Below are 20,842 nucleotides of genomic sequence, written 5' to 3' on the forward strand. Positions count from 1 at the left end.
TGGCAGCAGGGCAACAACGGGAAGCGACAGGAAACAACGACCAATGACCAGCCTGACGACACGAGCGGCGCCGCGCGGCGGCCTTGGGCAAAAGAGAGCGGCGTCGGTAAAATGACGTCCGGTCCGTGATTATAGCGAGTGCCTCGCGCGCAGCCGACCGGCCGCGTCGCGCACTGCCGCACTATTGGGAGAAAGCAATGCCATCGTTTGACGTCGTCTGCGAAGCGAACATGATCGAAGTCAAGAACGCGATCGAGCAGTCCAACAAGGAAATTTCGACGCGTTTCGACTTCAAGGGGTCCGACGCGCGCGTCGAGCACAAGGAAAACGAAATCACCGCGTACGCCGACGACGACTTCAAGCTCGGCCAGGTGAAGGACGTGCTGCTGTCGAAAATGGCCAAGCGCAACGTCGACGTGCGCTTCCTCGACTACGGCAAGATCGAGAAGATCGGCGGCGACAAGGTCAAGCAGGTCATCAAGATCAAGAAGGGCGTGTCGGGCGATCTGTCGAAGAAAATCGTGCGTCTGGTGAAGGACAGCAAGATCAAGGTGCAGGCGAGCATTCAGGGCGATGCGGTGCGCATCACCGGTGCGAAGCGCGACGATCTGCAAAGCGTGATCGCGATGCTGCGCAAGGACGTGACCGACACGCCGCTCGACTTCAACAACTTCCGCGACTAAGCGGCACGGCGCGCGAGGCTTGCAACGCAACGCGCCGCGCGCAAAGTCTTCGAGCCGCTTCAGCTCAGGCGGGGCGATGCGGCTCAGCCCGCTTCAAAGATCGTTGCCCGCCGCCGGGCTGGCGGCCTTCTTCTTGTCGCCGATACGGCTCTCCTGCCCCTTCATCAGCTTCGCGATATTGCCGCGATGGCGCCATACGAGCAGCAGGCTCATCGCCAGAACCGCGAGCGCAACGATGCGCGGCCCGAACAGGAACACGTAGAAAAGCGGCGCGAACAGCGCCGAGCACAGCGCCGCCAGCGACGAATAGCGCGTGAAGAACGCGACGATGATCCAGGTCAGCAAGGTCGCGACGCCGAGCGTCGGGTTGATCGCGAGCAGTACGCCCGCGGCGGTCGCGACACCCTTGCCGCCCTTGAAGCGGAAGAAGATCGGATACAGATGGCCGAGAAACACCGCGAGCGACGCAATCGCGATCGAGCGCTCGTCGAGCCCGTAGCGCGCGCCGAAATTCACGACCAGCCACACCGGCAGCCAGCCCTTGAAAGCGTCGCCGATCAGCGTCAGAATCGCGGCCTTCTTGCTGCCGCTGCGCAGCACGTTGGTGGCGCCCGGGTTGCCCGAGCCGTACGAGCGCGGGTCGTCGAGACCCATCGCGGCGCTCACGATCACGGCAAACGACAACGAACCGATCAGATAGGCAACGACAGCGACGATCAGGTTTTGCATCTAGGACTCTTATAAGGATCGCGGTCTGACATTCGATACCCCAACCGCAACAGGGTACGCCCGTCGAAACAAGGCGGCGCACATTTTACCGAAGGCGTCCGCGCGAAAAACATTCAGGCAAACGTCAACTGGCGCGTCGGCGTCAGTCCACGCTCGCGCACTGCACCGGCTTCGCCGCAAGCAGATCCGTGAGCACCTTCGGCTCGATGCTGACGAGAAAGCCGCGCCGCCCTCCGTTCAGCCAGATTTTGTCCATCTCGAGAATGGTCGACTCGACATACACCGGCATCTGCTTGCGCGTGCCGAACGGCGAGGTGCCGCCGATCAGATAACCCGAGTGCCGGTTCGCGACTTCGGGCTTGCACGGCTCGACGCGCTTCGCGCCGATCTGCCGCGCGAGGTTCTTGGTGCTGACGGTGCGATCGCCGTGCATCAGCACGATCAACGGCTTCGCGTGCTCGTCTTCCATCACCAGCGTCTTCACGACGTGATGCTCGTCGACGCAGAGCTGGCGCGCCGATTCCGCGGTGCCGCCATGCTCGACGTAGTCGTAAGGATGCTCGCCGAACGTAACGCCGTGACGGCGCAGCAGCTGCGTGGCGGCGGTTTCGGACACGTGTCTGGATTTGCTCATCGGCGCATTGTAATGGCGAGATTGCACAACGGCTATTTGCCGAACCGGCAATTGTGCGCGCTCGACGCTTGTGGCACGATCGTTCGAAATTATGCCGGCATGGTGCGAGATAGTGCGCGCAGAGCTAGGAGACAGCGTTGAACCAGGCTTCATCCATCCGTTCCACGATCGACATCCCCGCGCTGCTCGCCGCGCTGCCCGCCCGCATCAGCGACATTCCCGCGCTCGCCGCCGCACGCGATCCGCGGCATGTCGCGCTGATCGAAGACGCGCGCCGCCTGACCAATGCGCAACTGCTAGAGGCCGTCGATGCCGCCGCCGCGCTGCTGCGCGAATGGGGCGTGCGCGGCGGCGATCGCGTGATGATCGTCGCGGAGAACAGCATCGCGCAGGTCGTGCTGCTGTTCGCGACCGCCAGGCTCGATGCGTGGGCGCTGGTGTCGAACGCGCGCCTCTCGGCGGCCGAACTCGATTCGATCCGCGCGCACGCGCAACCGCGCGTCGTCGCATATGCGGTCGAAAGCTCGCCCGACGCGTGCCAGCATGCTGAGCGTCATCGAGCGACACCGGCACCCACGCTGTCACCAGACATCGGCGCATGGTCGTATGCGTTGGACGGCAGCGTGCAGGCCGAAGCCGTCGAAGCCGCCAGCGACAGCCAATGCGCGGCACTGATCTACACGACCGGCACCACCGGCGCACCGAAGGGCGTGATGCTGTCGCATCGCAATCTGCTGTACATCGCGGCCGTGTCGAGCCGGCTGCGCCAGGTCGGGCCCGACGACGTCGTCTATGCGGTGCTGCCGATCTCGCATGTGTATGGCTTCGCGTCGGTATGCCTCGGCAGCCTGCATGCGGGCGCGACATTGCGGCTCGCGCCGCGCTTCGTGCCGGAAGCGGTGCGCCGCGCCCTCGCCGACGAGCAGGTGTCGATCTTCCAGGGCGTGCCGGCGATGCACGCGAAGCTGCTCGAACATCTGCACACGCACGGCCACGCATGGTCCGCGCCGCGGCTGCGCTTCGCGTACTCGGGCGGCTCTCCGCTCGACGCCGCGTTGAAGGTGCAGGCCGAAGCCGTGTACGGTCTGCCGCTGCACAACGGCTACGGCATGACCGAAAGCAGCCCGACCGTATCTCAGACGATGGTCGACGCACCGCGCGCCGATTGCTCGGTCGGCGAAGTCATTCCGGGCGTCGAAGTGAAGTTCGTCGGACTCGACGGCGCGCAAGCCTCGCCGGGCGAGACTGGCGAACTGTGGGTGCGCGGCCCGAACGTGATGCTCGGCTACTATCGCAATCCCGAGCAGACCCGCGCGACCGTCACCGAGGATGGCTGGCTGAAGACCGGCGACCTCGCGCGCCGCGACGCGGACGGCGCCTTGCATATCGTCGGGCGCAGCAAGGAGCTGATCATCCGTTCGGGCTTCAACGTGTATCCGGCCGAGGTCGAGCACGTGCTGAACGCGCATCCGCAGGTCGTGCAGTCGGCGGTGATCGGACGCGCGGTCGAGGGCAACGAGGAGGTGATCGCGTTCGTCGAGCTGATTGCCGGCGCGACGGTCGCGCCCGCGGAGTTGATCGCGTGGTGCGGCGAGCGGCTCGCGCCGTACAAGCGGCCGGCCGAGGTGATGGTGCTCGCGGCGCTGCCGGCCGCATCGACCGGCAAGATTCTTAAGCACCGGTTGCGCGAGTTGGTGTGAAGCGAGCGCAGCCCCGCGCGCTTCAAGTCGCGCTCAGCCGCGCGGATGATGCTGCGCATGCAGCGATTTCAGACGCTCTCGCGCGACGTGCGTATAAATCTGCGTCGTCGAAATATCGGTGTGGCCGAGCAGCAATTGCACGACGCGCAGATCGGCACCGTGATTGAGCAGGTGCGTCGCGAACGCATGCCGCAACGTATGCGGCGACAACGGCGCATGCACACCCGCCGCCTGCGCGTGTCGCTTGATGATGTTCCAGAACTGTTGGCGCGTCATGCCTTCGGCGCGTGCCGTCACGAATAGCGCGTCGGCCGCGCGCGGGCCGAGCAGCGCCGGGCGCGCCTCGCGAAGATAGCGCTCGATCCACGCGTGCGCCTCTTCGCCGAACGGCACCAGCCGCTCCTTCGAGCCCTTGCCGGTTACACGCACGACGCCTTCATTGAGCCCCACCTCGACGGTCTTCAGCGTGACCAGTTCGGTCACGCGCAATCCGCTCGCGTACATCAGCTCGAGCATCGTGCGATCGCGCAAGCCGAGCGGCGTATCGAGGTCGGGCGCGCCGAGCAGCGCTTCGACCTGCGCTTCGCTCAACGTCGACGGAAAACGCGGCGGCTGCTTCGCCGAGCGGAGACGCACCGTAGGATCGGCGGCCGCGCGATGCTCGCGCACCGCCCAAGCGTAATAGCGGCGAAACACCGACAGACGGCGGTTCGCCGAGGTCGCCTTGTCCTTTTGCCGCGCCGCGCTGTAGGCGCGCAGGTCGGCTTCGCTCGCGGTGTCGAGCGACGCATTGCGGGTGTGCGCGAGCCATTCGCAGAACAGGCGCAAGTCGCGGCGATACGCGTCGAGCGTGTTGCGCGACAGGCCGTGTTCGAGCCACAGCGCGTCGCAAAAGGCGTCGATCGATGCGGAGCTGGTCAGCAACAGCGGCGATACGGCGGCTGTGTCTTCGACGTTTTCAGCGGTATCGGGGCTCATGCTCATGCGTACGGCACACCTTCATGCGCGAGCAGCCAGCGCTTCACGTCGCGAAAGAAGCCGTCGCCCCCGTCGTGCGCGAAGCCGCCGATGCCGCTCGCACTCACCACGCGGTGACACGGAATCACGATCGGAAAGAAATTCGCGCCGCACGCCTGGCCGACCGCGCGTGGCACGCTGCCGAGCTGCTTCGCGAGTTGTCCGTAAGTCAGCACGACACCCGGCGGAATGGCGCAGATCGCCTGCCACACGCGCCGCTGGAACGCGGTGCCGCACTCGGCGAGCGGCAGCTCGAACTTCGCCGACGCGCTCTCGAAGTAACGCTCGATCTGTTCGGCCGCCTCGCGTGCGAGCGGCGTCTCGGGCGCGACGTTGCGCGTCGAGTCGGGCAGATAGACGATCTCGCGCACCGCCTCGCCTTCGAGCCGGATGCCGACCTTGCCGAACGGCGCATCGATCACTGCGTTGAACATGATTGCCTGCTCCTCTAGCGTGCCGGATTGCCGGCACCGAATTGCCACGACTTTACGCCGCTTCCAGCGCCCACTCCACATGCTCGCGCACGAGCGCCGACGGATCGTCGGCTCGCTGCTTCAACGCCCGCACGATCGCGTCGCGCGCATCGGCGTCGAGAGCTCCGGGCGCGGCGCGCAACGCGTTGCCCATGCCGACCGCGAGATTGCGCAGCCAGCACTCGTAGCCGATGCGGCGAATCGCGCTGCCCTGCATGCGCGTATCGAACTCCTGCGCGCTCCACGCGAACAGTTCGACCAGCGACGCGCGATCGAGCCCGTGCCGCACGTCGAAATCGGCGACTGGCGCGGCCTGCGCGAACTTGTTCCACGGACACACGAGCTGGCAATCATCACAGCCATACACCCGATTGCCGATCAGCGGCCGCAGCTCGCGCGGGATACTGCCCTTCAGCTCGATCGTCAGATACGAAATGCAGCGGCGCGCGTCGACCTTGTACGGCGCGACGATCGCGCCGGTCGGACAGGCGCCGATGCAGCGCGCGCAGCTGCCGCAATGCGAGCCCGGCGTTTCGGGCGCGGCCTCGGGCGAGGTTTCGGCGTCGGTCGGCAGCGGGATGTCGACGTAGATCTCGCCGAGGAAGAACAGCGAGCCGGCGTCGCGCTGCAGAAGCAAGGTATGCTTGCCGCGCCAGCCGATGCCGGCCTTCTGCGCGAGCTCGACTTCGAGCACCGGCGCCGAATCGGTGAACACGCGATAGCCGAACGGCCCGGTCGCCGCTTCGATCCGGTCGGCCAGTTGTTGCAAGCGCTGACGCATCACCTTGTGATAGTCGCGGCCGCGCGCATAGATCGACACGACCGCCGTCGATGGGTCCGCGAGCCGCGCGTGCTCGGCCGCGCGCCAGTCGCGCGCGCGGGGTGTCGCGCGTGACGGGGGTGGCCTTACGTCTTGCGGCATGCTTTCAGGCGCGCGTTCATGCGCCCCCTCATACGTCTCTTCAGCCGCCTCTGCTTCCAGCGTCCGCGCAGGCAAATAGGCGATGCGCACGGTGATCACGCGTCGCGTGCCGGCCACAAGCTCGGCGGGCCTCGCGCGTTTCATGCCGTGTTTGGCCATATAATCCATCTCGCCGTGGCAACCCGCTTCGAGCCACGCTGCAAGCGGCGCTTCGGCGGCCGACAGATCGGTATCGCTAATGCCGATCGCCCCGAAACCGAGTTCACGGCCCCACGCCTTGATGTCGAGCGCGAGCGCACGAAGCGCCGCCTCATCGAAACGGGACGTTGCATCAGAAGCTCGCACGGCATCATCGGCCGATGCGGGCGTGCAGGAAACAGGGGACTTCGGACTTCGGTTCATCACGCCATTTTACGAGAATGCCCGTCAATCCCGATCACGCGACCCTACCGTCCGCTCCGGTGCTGCTCGAACGCTCTTTCGCGCTCGCGGACGAGGCCGCCACGCAGACGTTCGGCGCGCGCTTCGCACAGGCGATCGAAAGCGTACGCGCGGCCTCGCAGCAGGCACAGTCAGCACAGCCCGGCGCCGTAAGCGACCTCGCATTCCACGGCCTGCAAGTCCAACTCGTCGGCGATCTCGGCGCCGGCAAAACCACGCTCGTGCGCGCGACCTTGCGCGGCCTCGGCCACACCGGCCGCGTGCGCAGTCCGACCTACACGCTCGTCGAACCGTATGTGCTCGCACGGCCCGCTGGGGAACTCGCGCTCTATCACTTCGATCTGTACAGATTCTCCGATCCGGCCGAATGGGCCGACGCGGGCTTTCGCGAATATTTCGATAGCGGCGCGGTCTGCCTCGTCGAATGGCCGCAACGCGCGGGACCGCTGCTCGGTGTGCCGGATCTCGTCTTCTCGCTCGGGCTCGTCGGCAACATGGACGCAAACGCGGACGCACGCACACTCGTCGCACGCGCTTATAGCGAATCAGGAAAGGCATGTCTCGAAAGATGTTAATCAAACCGTTCCATTCGATCGAATCGGCAGCGGGCGCAACGCATAACTGGCGGCGCCGGCAGATCCTGCGCGCGGGTGCGTCGACGCTGGTGCTCGGCCTCGTCGCGCCGCGCCTCGCGTTTGCGAGCTCGGTGCTCGGCGTGCGTGTGTGGCCCGCGCGCGACTACACGCGCGTGACGATCGAATCCGATCAGCCGCTGCAGAACACGCAGCAACTGCTGCAGGGACCGGACCGGCTCGTCGTCGATCTGAACGGCCTCGATCTCGATCAGGCGCTCAAGGAACTGGTGTCGAAGATCACACCGAACGATCCGCAAATATCGTCGGTGCGGGTCGGGCAGTATCAGCCGCACGTGGTGCGAATGGTGTTCGACCTGAAGGGCTCGGTGAAGCCGCAGGTGTTCGCGCTGCCGCCAGTCGGCGCGTACAAGTACCGGCTCGTGTTCGACCTGTATCCGGCAGTCGCGCCCGATCCGCTGATGGACCTGCTCGCGCAGTCCGAGCGCAAGCAGCAGGCGCTCAACGAAGAAAACGGCGCGCCGCCGGCGACGCTTTCCGGCCCCGGCACGCCGCCGCCCGTCGACAACAGCGAGGCGTTCTTCGAGCATTACGCGCAGAACGGTGGCGCGGGTAGTGGTGCTGGCAATGGCGGTGCGGGCGTACCGCGTCCGCCGGCGCGTGGCACGCCGGCGCCGTCCGCACCCGCCATTGCCGGCAGGCAGCCCACACCCTCTGCGCCGTCGGCGCCGCCCAGCGTGATCGCCCGCAACAAGGATGGCAGCGCCAACGGCAACGGCACCGCACGCGGCCTCGACAGCAACAACGACAACCTCGGCGACAACGGCGACACCTACGCATTCACTACGCCGAAGTCGGGCCGCAGCAACACCGTGCGACTGCTCACCGTCGCGATTGATCCGGGTCATGGCGGCGAGGACCCGGGCGCGATCGGCGGCTCAGGCACCTACGAGAAGCACGTCGCGCTCGACATCGCGAAGAAGCTGCGCGCGAAGATCGACGCGCAGCCGAACATGCGCGCGATGATGACGCGCGACGCCGACTTCTTCGTGCCGTTGAACGTGCGCGTGCAGAAGGCGCGGCGCGTCGGCGCGGACCTGTTCGTGTCGATCCACGCGGACGCGTTCACGACGCCCGAGGCGAAGGGCTCGTCGGTTTTCGCGCTGTCGGAGCACGGCGCGTCGAGCGCGGCCGCGCGCTGGATGGCGAACAAGGAAAACTCGTCGGACCTGATCGGCGGCATCAACATCAAATCCGACGACGCCACCGTGAACCGCGCGCTATTCGACATGTCGACCACCGCGCAGATTCGCGACTCGATGCGCTACGGCAACTTCGTGCTCAAGGAGATCGGCGACATCAACAAGCTGCACAAGGGCTCGGTCGAGCAGGCCGGCTTCGCGGTGCTGAAGGCGCCGGACATTCCGTCGATCCTCGTCGAAACCGCGTTCATCAGCAATCCAGATGAAGAGCGGCGCCTGAACGACGACGCGTATCGCGACAAGATGGCCAACGCGATTCTGACCGGCATCAAGCGCTATTTCGCGGCGAATCCGCCGCTCGCCAAGAGCCGCATGACGTGATGTCGGCAGCCACTCGCCGCCTGCCAGCACGTATTGGCGTTGGCTGGACGGTTCTCGCCGGCCGAAGCCTGAGATGGCGTCGAGCCGACGCCTGACGAAGATCGGGAGGCCCGATACGGCGCGGGCCTTTTTCGCATGAAGAAGCCCCGCTGAAGCGGGGCAACGATCAAAACTCAAAGGTCAACGAATCGTGGCAGCAAATCCTGGTCTGCCAGACGGATTTCGATATCGTTAGCCGCCTTGACGTGTTTGCGGTTGTTCACGTCGAAGACGTCATCCGTCACGCTGACGATGATCGTGCCTTGCTGCTTGTGTTCCCGCATGACAGGGATCAGGGCGCGCGCTTCTGGCACTTGAGCGGCTGTCAGAGTATGTGGCAAGTAGAGCATCCAGCTAACGCCAGGACGATCTTCAAACACTTTTTCCTTGAAATAGAAGTACGGACCGAATGTGATGTAGAACGACCCATAGATTTCCACAATTTTAGAAAGAACCTCTGCTACGGAGTTATAGTCGCCCAGGCGGGAATTCCGATTTCCCATCTTCTCGTTAAGGGATATGTCAAGCGATTTTGAAAAAATCTCTCCGCCATCAATCTCGACTGTTATTGATGCGCCAACCTGATCCGATCTAACCCCATTCCATATTCCGATTGATTTTGGATCGTCTTTGCTTTTCCCCGGGTACTCTCTCGAAAGAGCATCGATTGCAGTCGTTGATGGAACTTTGTCGTCATAGGCGCGATGCTGAAGTGCCTCTTGCTCGCTCTCGCCCTGTAGATACCATTCGCTCAACTCCCTATCTTTGCGTTTCAGTAGGTCGATGACAGGCCACAGGCGACTCAAGTGAGTTTGCCAATCTGCATTGGGTAAATCAGTCCGATCACGATGTTGTTCTGACAGGTTCATTATTTTCTCACGGCTGGAAAACGGAAGAAACGCCAAATCTCTGCAGTGGCGGCAACATAAACTCTCTCGTTTTAGATGTCTGAAAATACCACATCAGTTTGGCGGGTGGATTGCTGCGTGCAATCGTGCCTTGCTTTTTGATTTGTTCAGCCATGTTTGTAAAGCCTTTAAAAAACTCAAGCGGTCTTCCATTTCCACCGATAAATTGGTCGTAATTCCCCTTGGCTTCCTGCAAGAGACATTGGGAAGGCTGGAAACCATCAAAGTCTGTGCCCAGCCACGCCCATTCCATATTCCAGCCCTGGCTGGTTTCCCTGCCTTTCCCGTCCGACACAATTCCGTACTCAAACCCTGTGATGCGGGCCTGGTAGCGTCGCGGCTCAGGATTCATTCCGTGATTCCTTTGTACCCTTTCGCCGCCCTTCTCAGGCGGGCACTTGCACGGCCTCTCACGCTCGCGGGAGCGATCGCGCGGTAGTTCGCCCCATCCGCCGTCTGCACCCGCACCAGTGCCGCCGCTGCCTGCAGGACCAGCAGACGGTGCGGCGGTGGGGCCTGGAATAGGCAGTGGCATTGCCTGCGCCATTGCGTTTGCTGCGCGCGCGAGCGTCGCCGGGAATGGAATAGCCATCAACGTTTCTCGTTCATTTCCTGGTGTCTTTTTCGCGTTGCCTGCATTGATATTTCGAATCGCTGTTCACCGGAACGCCTGGTTCGCACAGCCAATCTATGACTGCCGGAATCTAGAAAAACTCCGGCGAACGCTATTTTTCCAGAACACATCCGACGAATTAATCATCTAAAACGCGACATAGTCAACGACTTTAAATTGAGATAAAACCGCGTTGCCAGATATTCGCAGTTGCTCTGCCATCTTATTTTCAGGTGCATTTCTCCAACATCACCGTCCAACAAAAAAGCGGCATTGAGCCGTATGCCGTCCAATTAAGGTCTCTTTTGAGAACGCGAACGGTATAGCGAAACGGTCTGGATTTGACGATCCGAGCGCAGGTGCGCCCGGGCCGTTTCTCATTCGGAAGTTGCTTGAGCCGCGCTCGCAAGCGCCTGAGCAACGCGGGCAGTTTGCCGTACGAGCGCGTCACGTCCGCCTAGCCCATTTCGTACTGAATGGTATGCAACGCGCGGATGAAGCTCAGTGCTTCGGGTGCGTGCCTGGCGTGCGGGTAGCCGACGCCGCCGTCCCGATTACAACTGCTTTGCGCCAAAAAACGAAATGCCGTTCAGTCGCTTGACCGAACGGCATTAGGCCTCACGACCGTTTTTCTATTCACGCGCGCAACGCGTGGCGCAACGGTTGCTCAGCGCGCCGGCATCAAGCGTTGCACGACCCAGCCGCCGAACACGTTGACCGCGAGCCCCGCCATCACGAGCAATGCGCCCGCCACCTGCATCGCCGACAGTTCCTCGCCGAGCAGCAACGACGCCGACGCGAGACCGACGATCGGCACCAGCAACGAGAACGGCGCGACCTGGCTCGCCGGATAGCGCGACAGCAGACGGCTCCACAAGCCATAGCCGACCAACGTCGCGATAAACGCCAGATAGACGATCGCGAAGATCGACAGCGCGCTGATACCGGTCAGCGCGGCGGCGATCTCGCGCGGTCCCTCGAACACGAACGACGCGGCGAAAAACGGCAGCGGCGGAATCAGGCTGCCCCACACGACGAGTCCGACCAGATCGACCTTGCCGACCTTCTTCGTGACGATATTGCCGAGCGCCCACATGCACGCGGCGCACAGCGTCAGCAGGAACCCGACGAGCGACATCGTGTGGCCGCCTTGCAGGCCGATCACCGCGAGCCCCGCCGCGGCGATCAGCAGACCCGCGACGTTCGGCAAACGGAAGCGTTCGTGCAGAAACAGCGCCGCGAAAATCAGCGTGAAAAACGCCTGCGCCTGCAGCACCAGCGACGCGAGCCCCGCCGGCATGCCGACGTACATCGCCGAGAACAGGAACGCGAATTGCCCGAACGAGATCGTCGCGCCGTAGGCGAATAGCCACCGCCAAGGCATCTGCGGCCGCTTGACGAAAAACACCGCCGGCACCGCGGCGAGCGCAAAGCGCAGCGCGCCGAGCAGCATCGGCGGCACGCCATGCAGGCCGACCTTGATCACGACGAAATTGACGCCCCACGCGACCACGACGATCAGCGCGAGCAGCAAGTCCCTGGGCGACATCCAGGTCTCCAATGAAATGGTTCGATCCGGCAGTGTAGCCGAGGCTGCGACCCCGGTTCGTTGTGCCCGCCGATGGCGAGCGTGCACCGTTGCCGTCGGCCGCGCGCGACGCGCAGTAGAATCGTCCATTCGAGCTTTCTTCTTCCACTTTCCCGTCGAGCCTGCCCATGACTTCCTCGATCAAAGCCGTCCTCACACCGCACCTACGCGACATCGGCAATCTGGCCGTGCGACGCGTGCTGCCGGCAATGGCGGCGCGCCTCGTCGGCCCGTTCATCTTCTTCGACCACATGGGCCCGGCGACCCTCGAACCCGGCACCGGCCTCGACGTGCGCCCGCATCCGCATATCGGCCTCGCGACCGTCACCTATCTGTTCGACGGCGCGATCATGCATCGCGACAGCCTCGGCTCCGAGCAGAAGATCGTCCCCGGCGACGTCAACTGGATGACGGCCGGACGCGGCATCGTCCATTCGGAGCGCACGCCGGCCGAAGACCGCGCGCGCGGCCAGAAAATTCACGGCATCCAGACCTGGGTCGCACTGCCGCTCGCCGATGAAGACGCCGAGCCGTCGTTCGCGCATCATGCGGCGGCGACCTTGCCGGTCGTCGAGCGCAATGGCGTGACGCTGCGCGTGATCGCGGGCACCGCGTTCGGCGCGGTGTCGCCGGTCGCGACGTTCTCGGGCACGCTGTACGTCGCCGCCGACTTCACGCCGGGCAGCGCGTTCGCGCTCGAACCGGAGCACGAGGAGCGTGGTGTATATCTGGTGGAAGGCGATCTGGAGATCGACGGCACCACGCTCGAAGTCGGCCAGATGGCCGTGCTCGCGCTGGACGAAACCGTCACGCTCGCAAGCACCCACGGCGCGCGCGTGATGCTGCTCGGCGGCGAGAAGCTCGACGGCGAGCGCTTCATCGAATGGAATTTCGTCGCGAGCTCGCGCGAGAAGATCGAAGCCGCGAAGCTCGCATGGACGAATCAGGAAATGGGCCACGTGCCCGGCGAAACCGAATGGATTCCGCTGCCGCAGCGCAAGTAACGGCGCCGGGGCCGCATGCGCGGGACCGCATTGAAATCGCGCGATTCGGCCCCAGCTAGCTACAAACCGTTTCTATCGACGAGGACGCAATGGACACCACTCTGGCCACTTTCGAACAGGACGTCATCAAGGCGTCGATGCTGGCCCCCGTGCTGGTCGATTTCTGGGCGCCGTGGTGCGGCCCCTGCAAGAGTCTCGGCCCGATGCTCGAAAAGCTCGAAGCCGAAGCCGCCGGCAAATGGAAGCTCGTGAAGGTCAACGTGGACGAGAACCACGAACTGGCCGCGCACTTCCAGGTGCGCAGCATTCCGCACGTGATCGCGTTCGCCGACGGCCAGGCCGTCGATCAGTTCATCGGCGTGCTGACGGAAGGACAACTGCGCGAGTTCCTCGACCGGCTCGTGCCGCAGGGCGCGCCGGGAGCGCGCATCGAAGCGCAGACCGCGCTCGCCGAAGGCCGCCGCGACGACGCCTACGACCTGCTGCAAGCGGCGCTCGCGTACGACCCGGGGTTCGACGACGCGCGCATGGACCGCATCGAGTTGCTGCTAGAAGACAACCGCATCGACGAGGCGCGCAACGAAGTCGATTTGCTGTCGCCGAAAACCACGCAAGGCATCGACGCGCGTTTCAACGCAATCAAAACCAGGCTCGACGCGGTGGACGCCGCCGCGGACCTGCCGCCCACCGATGCGCTCGAAGCGCGCGTCGCGGGCAATCCCGACGATCTCGAAGCGCGCTTCGATCTCGCGAATGCGTTTATCGCGCGGCACAAATATGCGCAGGCGCTCGAACATCTGCTCGCGATCGTGCAGCGCGACCGCGCGTTCCGCGAAGATATCGGCCGCAAGACGATGTTGTCGGTGTTCGATCTGGCCGCGCATCAGCCGGAACTGGTGGCGCAGTGGCGGCGCAAGCTGAGCGCGTCGTTGAATTGATCGTTTGTGATGTTCGACTCGATGGCAGTCTGGGCCGCAGAGGCTGACGCCGCCGCCCAGGCTGCCACCTAAACCTAAACCGTCGCCTTCTTCGCCAGCTCCCGCAACACATACGCCGCGGCCGCGAAACCAAAGCTCGCGGTCACGCACACGCTGGACCCAAACCCCGCGCAGTTCAAACCGACCGGCCCCGTATGTCCGGGCGACGTGCTCACGTGCTCGGCTTCTTCATCGATGTCGCAGACGGCCGCTTCCGGATAGATCAGCGGCTCGTCGGAATACACTGCGCTCACCTTGAACTTCGCTTTCGGCCCGCGCGGAAAGCCGTGCTGCTTGCGCAACTGCCCGCGCACCTTCGACAGCAGCGGGTCCTGAATCGTCAGCGCCAGATCGTCGATGCGGATACGCGTCGGGTCGAGCTGACCGCCCGCGCCGCCGACCGTGATCAGCGGCTGCTTGCGCTCGACGCACCACGCGATCAGCGCGGTCTTCGTGCGCACACTGTCGATCGCGTCGATCACATAGTCGAAGCCGTCGCCGAGCGTCGCCGCGAAATTGTCCGGTTCGACGAAGTCTTCGATCAGCCGCACGTCGCAGTGTGGATTGATCGCCGTGATGCGCTCGGCCATCGCTTCGACCTTCGGTTTTCCGTAGTTGCCGTCGAGCGCGTGAATCTGCCGGTTAGTGTTGCTTTCCGCGACGTTGTCGAGATCGATCAGCGTCAGCGTGCCGAGCGCGCTGCGCGCAAGCGCCTCCGCGACCCACGACCCCACCCCGCCGATGCCGATCACCGCGACGTGCGCACCCTCGAATGCGGCGAGCGCGGGCGCGCCATACAGACGGGCGACGCCGCCGAACCGGCGGGCGCGGTCGGCGGTTTCGTTCGCGTCAAGGCTGGTAGTAAGATCGGATTGCGCGGTGGTGCTGGACATGATGGCAGGGCTCGAAAACACAGGCGGAACGTAACAGGCGGCGGCGCGTTGGCAATTCGCTTTGGCCAATCAGGCGCGCAGCCCGTATTTTGCCTGAACACGTGAAAGCAGCCGCGCAGGACCCCGAGCAGCGACACAACGTTGCAGGCTTGGCGCTCGCAACATGCGCCCGCCATACGTTGATCCGCTCGCGCGCAAAAACCTGGTGCCTTAGCTATACTTGGCCCACTGTAGCGTTCGCATAAGAACATGATCTCACTCGCCGAGCTTCGAAAAAACTACTCGCTGGGCTCACTGGACGTTGCCGACGTCAACCACGATCCGTTCCGTCAATTCGACACGTGGTTCCAGCAGGCCATCGACGCCAAGCTGCCCGAGCCGAATGCGATGACGCTGGCCACGGTCGACGCGCGCGGCCGGCCTTCGGCACGCATCGTGCTTATCAAGGGGGTCGACGAGCGTGGTTTCGTGTTCTTCACCAACTACGAGAGCCGCAAAGGCCGCGAACTGAGCGCGAATCCCTACGCGAGCCTGCTGTTTCACTGGATCGAACTCGAACGCCAGGTGCGCATCGAGGGCCGTGTCGTCAAAACGAGCGAGGCAGACAGTGACGCGTATTTCGCATCGCGTCCGCTCGGCTCGCGGATCGGCGCATGGGCATCGAATCAGAGTCAGGTAATTGAAAGCCGCTCGCAGCTCGAAGTACGCGAACGTGAAATCAGCCTGCAATACGGCGAAAATCCTCCGCGTCCGCCGCACTGGGGTGGCTACCGTCTGGTGCCCGACGCGATCGAATTCTGGCAGGGGCGGCCATCGCGGCTGCACGATCGTCTGCTTTATACGCGCGCGGAAGAAGGCGCCAACTGGCTGATCGCACGCCTGCAGCCCTGACCGGACGATGATGGGACGAATGACGCCGGCCGTGCCGCCATCGTAGCGGCGCGCGTCGGCGGGATTGCGTTGCGCGGCCCGCGGAATGCGCCGCGCCCTATCGCGATCCACATAGCTTTGCTTTAAATCAACGGACACGGAGAGATCACATGTTCTGGGAGAAAAAGCTGGCGCAGTGGGTTGAAGATGTCAAAACCACAGCTAACCTGCCCGCACGCCTCGTGCTGTGGGACGGTCAGCAACACGACTTCGGGCAGTTCGCCGCGCCCCAGGTCACGCTACACGTGAAGAGCGCAACCGCGCTGCCCTATCTGCTCGAACCGAGCCTCGACAATCTTGGCGAAGCCTATGTCAAAGGCAAGATCGACATCGAGGGCAAGCTATCGGACATCATCAATATCGGCTATCAGCTCGCGCGCAGTACCGTGACGAGCGCCGGCAAGCTCGCGCGCGTGCGGCGCTACTTCAATCATTCGAAGACGTCGGATAAAAAAGCCATCCAGTATCACTACGACGTGTCGAACGAGTTCTACAAGCTGTGGCTCGACGAAAACATGGTCTACTCGTGCGCGTACTTCGAGACCGGCACCGAAGACCTCGCAACGGCGCAGCTGAAGAAAATCGATCACATTCTGACCAAAATCCAGCTGCAGCCCGGCCAGCGTCTGCTCGACATCGGCTGCGGCTGGGGTGCGCTCGTGCTGCGCGCCGCGCAGAAGTTCGGCGCGAAGTGCGTCGGCGTCACGCTGTCACAGAACCAGTTCGATCTCGCCACCGCGCGCGTCAAGGCGGCGGGGCTCGAGAACCAGATCGAAATCCGCCTGCAGGACTATCGCGACATCCCGGGGCAGTTCGACCGCATCACGAGCGTCGGCATGTTCGAGCACGTCGGCCGCAAGAACCTGCCCGGCTATTTCCAGAAGATGCACGATCTGCTCGCCGACGACGGCATCGCGATGAACCACGGCATCACGTCGAGCGACGCCGATAGCGGCGAAACCGCGCTCGGCGGCGGCGAGTTCATCGACCGCTACGTGTTCCCGGACGGCGAGCTGCCGCATATCAGCCTCGCGCTGGAATCGATGCAGCGCGGCGGACTCGAGCCGATTGACGTCGAAAGCCTGCGCCGTCACTATGCGCACACGCTCGACATCTGGACGGAAAATTTCGAAGCCCACGCGGATCAGGCGCGCAAGCTCGTCGATGACGAAAAATTCCGCATCTGGCGCGTGTATCTGGCCGGCTGCGCGTATGCGTTCGAAAACGACGACGTGTCGATCTTCCAGGTGGTGTGCCGCAAAGCCGGCCGCAGCGCGAAAACCCTGCCGTGGTCGCGCCGCTACATGTACGAAAAACCGCTGTGACCGTGCTGTGACCGGTTACGCCGCGGCGGCGTGCATGAAGCGCGCGCCGCGGCGCATTTCTGATCAACAGCAGGCCGGACATTGATGGACCAGAGCAGGACGAGTGACGTTGAAGAGCCGTTGAACGGCAAGGACGGCAGCGCGGACGATGCGGCGCACGACGCCGCGCAGGAGTTCGATCTGTTCGGGATGCCGGTGGAGGCTGCTGTAGAAGCGCCGGCCGTGTCCACGAACGAGGCCGACTCCATCGCAAGCGCTGCCGCGCAGCCAGCGCGCAAGCGCGCGCCGAAGCCCGCAAAGGCCAACGCTGCCGCGTCGCTGTTCGAACACGACGCCCCGCCCGACAGCCCCGCTGCTGAACCAGACTCGGCACCCGCCCCCATCGACGCCCCGAACAGACGCCGCGGCCGCGACGTGCTCGCCGCGCCGCCCTCGCCCGAACTGCTCGCGCTTGCGGCGCAATTGCCGCCGCAGATCCACCTCGGCACGTCCACATGGTCGTTCCCGGGCTGGAGCGGCATCGTCTACGGCGACGACTACAGCAACAGCAAACTGTCGCGCGAGGGCTTGAGCGCGTACGGCGCGCATCCGCTGCTGAAGGCGGTCAGCATCGACCGCTCGTTCTACCAGGCGCTGACGGTCACCGAATACCTGCGCTACGCGCAGCAGGTGCCCGAGCACTTCCGCTTCATCGTCAAGGCGCCGATGACGATCACCGACGCCACCGTGCGCGCCGAGCGCGGCGAGCCGGTGTCGTTGAACCCGTGCTTCCTGAACGCGCAGATGGCGATCGACGACTTCGTCGCGCCCTGTGTGGAAGGCCTCGGCGCTAAGGCCGGCGCGCTGGTGTTCCAGTTCTCGCCGCTGCCGGATCAGATGCTCGCGCAGCCGGCGGTGTTCATCGAGCGTCTGGGAGAGTTTTTCGGCGCGCTGCCGAGGCTGCCCGACGGCAGTTGCTACGCGGTCGAGATTCGCGACGCGAGTCTGCTCACGCCACGTTTCATCCGGATGCTGAAGACGGCGGGCGTTCGCTACTGCGTTGGCATTCATGCGCGGATGCCCGATCCGCTGCGTCAGGCCGCGGCGCTCGCGCTGCTCGACGGCGAGCCGGCCGGTCCGTTGATCGTGCGCTGGAGCCTGCACGGCGGCTTCAAATACGAACAGGCGAAGGCGAAGTACGAGCCGTTCAACCGGCTCGTCGACGAAGATCCGGCGACGCGCGCGTCGCTCGCCGAGCTGGCCGCGCGCTACGCGCTGGCCGGTCAGCCGGTTGTGATCGCGGTCAACAACAAGGCGGAGGGATCGGCGCCGCTCAGCTGCGTGAAGCTGGCCGAAGAGATCGTCGAAGCCTGCGTGCGTGTCACCCAGGGACGCGGGAATGATGGCGCCGGCGTTGATGACGCGCGGTCGCAAGCACAGGAACCGCTGTGACGAACAGCAGCGGGCGTTCTTGCGTGTCCGCCCGCTGCCGACTCCGATCCTCGCGCTGCGCCGTTAGCGCGCCTTGATCCGATGCGCGAACTTCTGGCGGAACTTCGCGACCTTCGGCGCGACCACGAACGAGCAGTAGCCCTGATTCGGATGCTGCGCGAAATAGTTCTGATGGTAAGCCTCGGCGGGCCAGTAGTTGTCGTCGAGCGGCAGCACCTCGGTCACGATCTTGCCGTCGTAGATGCCCTGTTCGCCGATCTCGCGAATCGCCTGTAGCGCGGTTTCGCGTTGCGCATCGGAATGCGTGAAGATCACCGAACGGTATTGCGTGCCGACGTCGTTACCCTGCCGGTTCACCTGGGTCGGATCGTGGATTGCGAAGAAGATGTCGAGAATCTCGCGATAGCTGATCTTCGCCGGATCGAAGTCGACCCTGACCACTTCCGCGTGACCGGTGTCGCCGTCGCAGACCTGCTCGTAGCTCGGACGGCGCGTGTGACCGCCCGCGTAACCCGACTCCACCGCGTTGACGCCCTCGACGTCCAGATACACCGCTTCGAGGCACCAGAAACATCCACCGCCGAGCGTTGCCGTCTCGTTCATAAGCTTCACCCCAGGATCAGATCCACACAATGATCGGCAGTCGGCCTGCGCAGCGCCGCCGGGTCTGCCACCGCATCCGAATATATGGCCGAAAACGCGGACTAAAAGGCACAACTGATGCACCCGTCGCGCGGCGCGGTTTGCAACGCGTCGCGCCATTCCACGCGAATCCCGCAGTGCAGATATCGAGTATAGAAAGGCCGTCGCGCGACGGGTGAATAACCATGCAGCACAACAGCAAGCGCCGCGCCCAGGCGAACGCATGCTCAGCGAAGCGAAGCGAAAACTGCGGCGAGACGAAGCATGATGATCGGCGTGTCCGCACGAAACACGGCGGCCGGTTCGTGTTCGACTGTGAACGAGCGAACGCCGGATTGCGCACCGTACGCAACGTCGTGCGGCGCGCGCGGCGATTACAGTTAAAATTGGCGAAAATCGATGATTTTCACCATGACTTTCGAAACATCCGCTGCCAGCCGCACATATCCGCGTTCGTATCCGCGGCTCGATTCGCGCTTAAGTCCGTCTTTCACACGGCGCGCGCCGGGGACCCTGCCCCGATGAAGAGCGCGAGCCCACCCAACTTCGACCAGTCCGCGTTTAGACAGGCGCTCAGCCAGTTCGCGACCGGCGTCACCGTGATCACGACACGCGCCGCGTCCGGACAGCTGATCGGCATCACGGCCAGCTCTTTCAACTCGGTGTCGCTCTCTCCGCCGCTCGTGCTATGGAGTCTCGCGACGCGCTCGGCGTCGATGCCGGTGTTCCGCGCCAACAGTCACTACGTGATCAATGTGCTGTCTTCGACGCAGCTCGATCTGTGCAAGCGCTTCGCGACCGTGAAGGGCGACCGCTTCGAGGGCGTATCGCACGCGGCGGGCGACACCGGCATGCCGGTGCTCGACGGCGCGCTCGCGTGGTTCGAATGTCATAACCGCAGCCGCTACGACGAAGGCGACCACGTGATTTTCGTCGGCGAAGTGGAGCGCTGCGGCGTGCACGAAAATGCCGCGGACATGCTGCCGCTCGTGTTCCAGAGCGGACAGTTCCACGGCCTGAAGCCGCTTTGAGCGGCGCGGCGCGCCCCTCGCGCCGGTAGTGCTTGTCGGTCGGACGCGCCAAAACGGCGCGCCCCCTCGTCATCGTCAACGGTCGCTATGCGTGGCCCCGTGCCCGCTGCTCTTCTTCACGAGCGACACCGGCACGCCCGAATCTTCCTTCAGCGTTTCGAGCACGATGTTCGAGCGGATGTCCATCACGCCCGGCGCCTTGTACAGGCGGTTGAGCACGAAATCCGAATAGTGTTTGAGGTTGTGCGCAAGCACGCGCAGCAGGTAGTGGGTTTCGCCGGTCACGACGAACGCGCCGACCACTTCGGGCCAGTCGCGCAACGCCTCGGCAAAGCGCTCGTGCCAGTTCTGCTGGTCGTTGCGCATGGACACCTGCACGAACGCTTCCAGCTCGAACCCCAAAACTTCGCGGTTCAGACACGCGCGGTAGTGTTCGATGACGCCCTGCTCCTCCAGCAGACGCAGGCGTCGCAGACAGGCTGATGGCGACAGCGAGATACGCTCCGCCAGGTCGAGATTGCTGATCCGTCCTTCCTGCTGAAGCACCGTCAAGATACGGCAATCGGTGGCGTCGAGCGAGATCGCGTTCATATTCGGTCTCCCTTTCCGGTTTGGCTCAAATTATGTTCCAAGACACGGCTTGTTAGGAGATTTTTTCGCAATCACATTTCACGGCTTGACCTCTA

At 63.9% G+C, this 20,842-nt stretch carries 21 protein-coding genes and 1 pseudogene; 10 read left to right on the forward strand and 12 right to left on the reverse strand.

Translation table 11 applies throughout. The features are described 5' to 3' along the window. The first annotated feature begins 197 nt into the window (after positions 1 to 197). Complete coding sequence (locus tag AB3X94_RS30390) at positions 198 to 683, forward strand: YajQ family cyclic di-GMP-binding protein (protein ID WP_018421633.1); 486 nt, start codon at positions 198 to 200, stop codon at positions 681 to 683. Positions 684 to 776: 93 nt separating this feature from the next. Here AB3X94_RS30390 and plsY read toward each other — a convergent pair whose 3' ends face one another. Next, positions 777 to 1,412: a glycerol-3-phosphate 1-O-acyltransferase PlsY gene (gene plsY, locus AB3X94_RS30395; RefSeq protein ID WP_176121703.1), complete on the reverse strand. Its 636-nt coding sequence runs from the start codon at positions 1,410 to 1,412 to the stop codon at positions 777 to 779. Positions 1,413 to 1,554: 142 nt separating this feature from the next. Beyond that, positions 1,555 to 2,046: a Cys-tRNA(Pro) deacylase gene (gene ybaK / locus AB3X94_RS30400; protein ID WP_176105204.1), complete on the reverse strand. Its 492-nt coding sequence runs from the start codon at positions 2,044 to 2,046 to the stop codon at positions 1,555 to 1,557. 137 nt (positions 2,047 to 2,183) lie between these two features. On the opposite strand from ybaK, the gene AB3X94_RS30405 reads away from it, so the two are divergent. Next, entirely contained in the window at positions 2,184 to 3,746 is a 1,563-nt protein-coding gene (locus AB3X94_RS30405; protein ID WP_368613515.1) for a class I adenylate-forming enzyme family protein, read from the forward strand. A 33-nt stretch (positions 3,747 to 3,779) separates the two neighbouring features. Here the strand turns inward: AB3X94_RS30405 and xerD are convergent, their stop codons facing one another. From xerD to queG, 3 genes are read right to left on the reverse strand one after another with little or no spacing between them, the layout of a single operon-like run. Continuing rightward, positions 3,780 to 4,730 carry a site-specific tyrosine recombinase XerD gene (gene xerD, locus AB3X94_RS30410; protein ID WP_176105202.1) on the reverse strand — a complete coding sequence of 317 codons (951 nt, stop codon included), beginning with the start codon at positions 4,728 to 4,730 and terminating at the stop codon, positions 3,780 to 3,782. Next, positions 4,727 to 5,197: a methylated-DNA--[protein]-cysteine S-methyltransferase gene (locus AB3X94_RS30415; protein WP_368613516.1), complete on the reverse strand. Its 471-nt coding sequence runs from the start codon at positions 5,195 to 5,197 to the stop codon at positions 4,727 to 4,729. The genes xerD and AB3X94_RS30415 overlap by 4 nt, the downstream gene beginning before the upstream one ends. Before the next feature lie 52 nt (positions 5,198 to 5,249). Beyond that, complete coding sequence (queG, locus tag AB3X94_RS30420) at positions 5,250 to 6,560, reverse strand: tRNA epoxyqueuosine(34) reductase QueG (RefSeq protein WP_368613517.1); 1,311 nt, start codon at positions 6,558 to 6,560, stop codon at positions 5,250 to 5,252. Between the two features lie 17 nt (positions 6,561 to 6,577). Here queG and tsaE point away from each other — a divergent pair, with 17 nt between their 5' ends. Next, positions 6,578 to 7,174 (forward strand): tRNA (adenosine(37)-N6)-threonylcarbamoyltransferase complex ATPase subunit type 1 TsaE, encoded by a 597-nt coding sequence (tsaE, locus tag AB3X94_RS30425; RefSeq protein WP_368592310.1) that lies wholly within the window; start codon positions 6,578 to 6,580, stop codon positions 7,172 to 7,174. After that, positions 7,156 to 8,775, forward strand: coding sequence for an N-acetylmuramoyl-L-alanine amidase (locus AB3X94_RS30430; RefSeq protein WP_176105198.1), 1,620 nt, complete (start codon positions 7,156 to 7,158; stop codon positions 8,773 to 8,775). Before tsaE ends, AB3X94_RS30430 begins: the two co-directional genes overlap by 19 nt. Before the next feature lie 173 nt (positions 8,776 to 8,948). On the opposite strand, the gene AB3X94_RS30435 is transcribed toward AB3X94_RS30430, so the two are convergent. The 4 genes and pseudogenes from AB3X94_RS30435 to AB3X94_RS30450 form a co-directional block, all read right to left on the reverse strand. Beyond that, positions 8,949 to 9,683 carry an immunity 52 family protein gene (locus tag AB3X94_RS30435; RefSeq protein WP_176105197.1) on the reverse strand — a complete coding sequence of 245 codons (735 nt, stop codon included), beginning with the start codon at positions 9,681 to 9,683 and terminating at the stop codon, positions 8,949 to 8,951. 7 nt (positions 9,684 to 9,690) lie between these two features. Further along, entirely contained in the window at positions 9,691 to 10,074 is a 384-nt protein-coding gene (locus tag AB3X94_RS30440; protein WP_246391775.1) for a restriction endonuclease fold toxin 5 domain-containing protein, read from the reverse strand. A gap of 553 nt (positions 10,075 to 10,627) precedes the next feature. Further along, positions 10,628 to 10,861: pseudogene (locus AB3X94_RS30445) on the reverse strand (DDE transposase); the annotation flags it as partial. A gap of 141 nt (positions 10,862 to 11,002) precedes the next feature. Next, on the reverse strand, positions 11,003 to 11,884 hold the full coding sequence (locus tag AB3X94_RS30450) for an EamA family transporter (RefSeq protein ID WP_176105195.1): 882 nt from the start codon (positions 11,882 to 11,884) through the stop codon (positions 11,003 to 11,005). A 167-nt stretch (positions 11,885 to 12,051) separates the two neighbouring features. On the opposite strand from AB3X94_RS30450, the gene AB3X94_RS30455 reads away from it, so the two are divergent. Then, the gene (locus tag AB3X94_RS30455) at positions 12,052 to 12,927 is read left to right on the forward strand and encodes a pirin family protein (protein WP_176105194.1); all 876 of its coding nucleotides are present in this window, start codon (positions 12,052 to 12,054) and stop codon (positions 12,925 to 12,927) included. 89 nt (positions 12,928 to 13,016) lie between these two features. Next, positions 13,017 to 13,865, forward strand: a complete 849-nt coding sequence (gene trxA, locus AB3X94_RS30460) for a thioredoxin (RefSeq protein WP_176385075.1) — start codon at positions 13,017 to 13,019, stop codon at positions 13,863 to 13,865. Positions 13,866 to 13,939: 74 nt separating this feature from the next. Here the strand turns inward: trxA and tcdA are convergent, their stop codons facing one another. Then, entirely contained in the window at positions 13,940 to 14,797 is an 858-nt protein-coding gene (gene tcdA, locus AB3X94_RS30465; RefSeq protein WP_368613518.1) for a tRNA cyclic N6-threonylcarbamoyladenosine(37) synthase TcdA, read from the reverse strand. Positions 14,798 to 15,046: 249 nt separating this feature from the next. Between tcdA and pdxH the strand changes: the two genes are divergently transcribed. The 3 genes from pdxH (at position 15,047) to AB3X94_RS30480 (ending at position 18,483) form a co-directional block, all read left to right on the forward strand. Then, entirely contained in the window at positions 15,047 to 15,688 is a 642-nt protein-coding gene (gene pdxH / locus AB3X94_RS30470; RefSeq protein ID WP_368613519.1) for a pyridoxamine 5'-phosphate oxidase, read from the forward strand. A gap of 149 nt (positions 15,689 to 15,837) precedes the next feature. Further along, a complete protein-coding gene (locus AB3X94_RS30475; protein ID WP_368613520.1) occupies positions 15,838 to 17,052 on the forward strand; it encodes a class I SAM-dependent methyltransferase in 1,215 nt (404 codons plus the stop codon). A gap of 84 nt (positions 17,053 to 17,136) precedes the next feature. Continuing rightward, complete coding sequence (locus tag AB3X94_RS30480) at positions 17,137 to 18,483, forward strand: DUF72 domain-containing protein (RefSeq protein ID WP_368613521.1); 1,347 nt, start codon at positions 17,137 to 17,139, stop codon at positions 18,481 to 18,483. Between the two features lie 63 nt (positions 18,484 to 18,546). Here the strand turns inward: AB3X94_RS30480 and msrA are convergent, their stop codons facing one another. After that, positions 18,547 to 19,086, reverse strand: coding sequence for a peptide-methionine (S)-S-oxide reductase MsrA (gene msrA, locus AB3X94_RS30485; protein WP_176384452.1), 540 nt, complete (start codon positions 19,084 to 19,086; stop codon positions 18,547 to 18,549). Positions 19,087 to 19,646: 560 nt separating this feature from the next. Here msrA and AB3X94_RS30490 point away from each other — a divergent pair. Beyond that, positions 19,647 to 20,156, forward strand: coding sequence for a flavin reductase family protein (locus tag AB3X94_RS30490; protein WP_176105187.1), 510 nt, complete (start codon positions 19,647 to 19,649; stop codon positions 20,154 to 20,156). A 75-nt stretch (positions 20,157 to 20,231) separates the two neighbouring features. Here AB3X94_RS30490 and AB3X94_RS30495 read toward each other — a convergent pair whose 3' ends face one another. Further along, complete coding sequence (locus tag AB3X94_RS30495) at positions 20,232 to 20,747, reverse strand: Lrp/AsnC family transcriptional regulator (RefSeq protein ID WP_176105186.1); 516 nt, start codon at positions 20,745 to 20,747, stop codon at positions 20,232 to 20,234. Positions 20,748 to 20,842: the final 95 nt, after the last annotated feature.

The sequence above is a fragment of the Paraburkholderia sp. BR10923 genome (assembly GCF_040948765.1).
Lineage (GTDB): Bacteria > Pseudomonadota > Gammaproteobacteria > Burkholderiales > Burkholderiaceae > Paraburkholderia > Paraburkholderia youngii.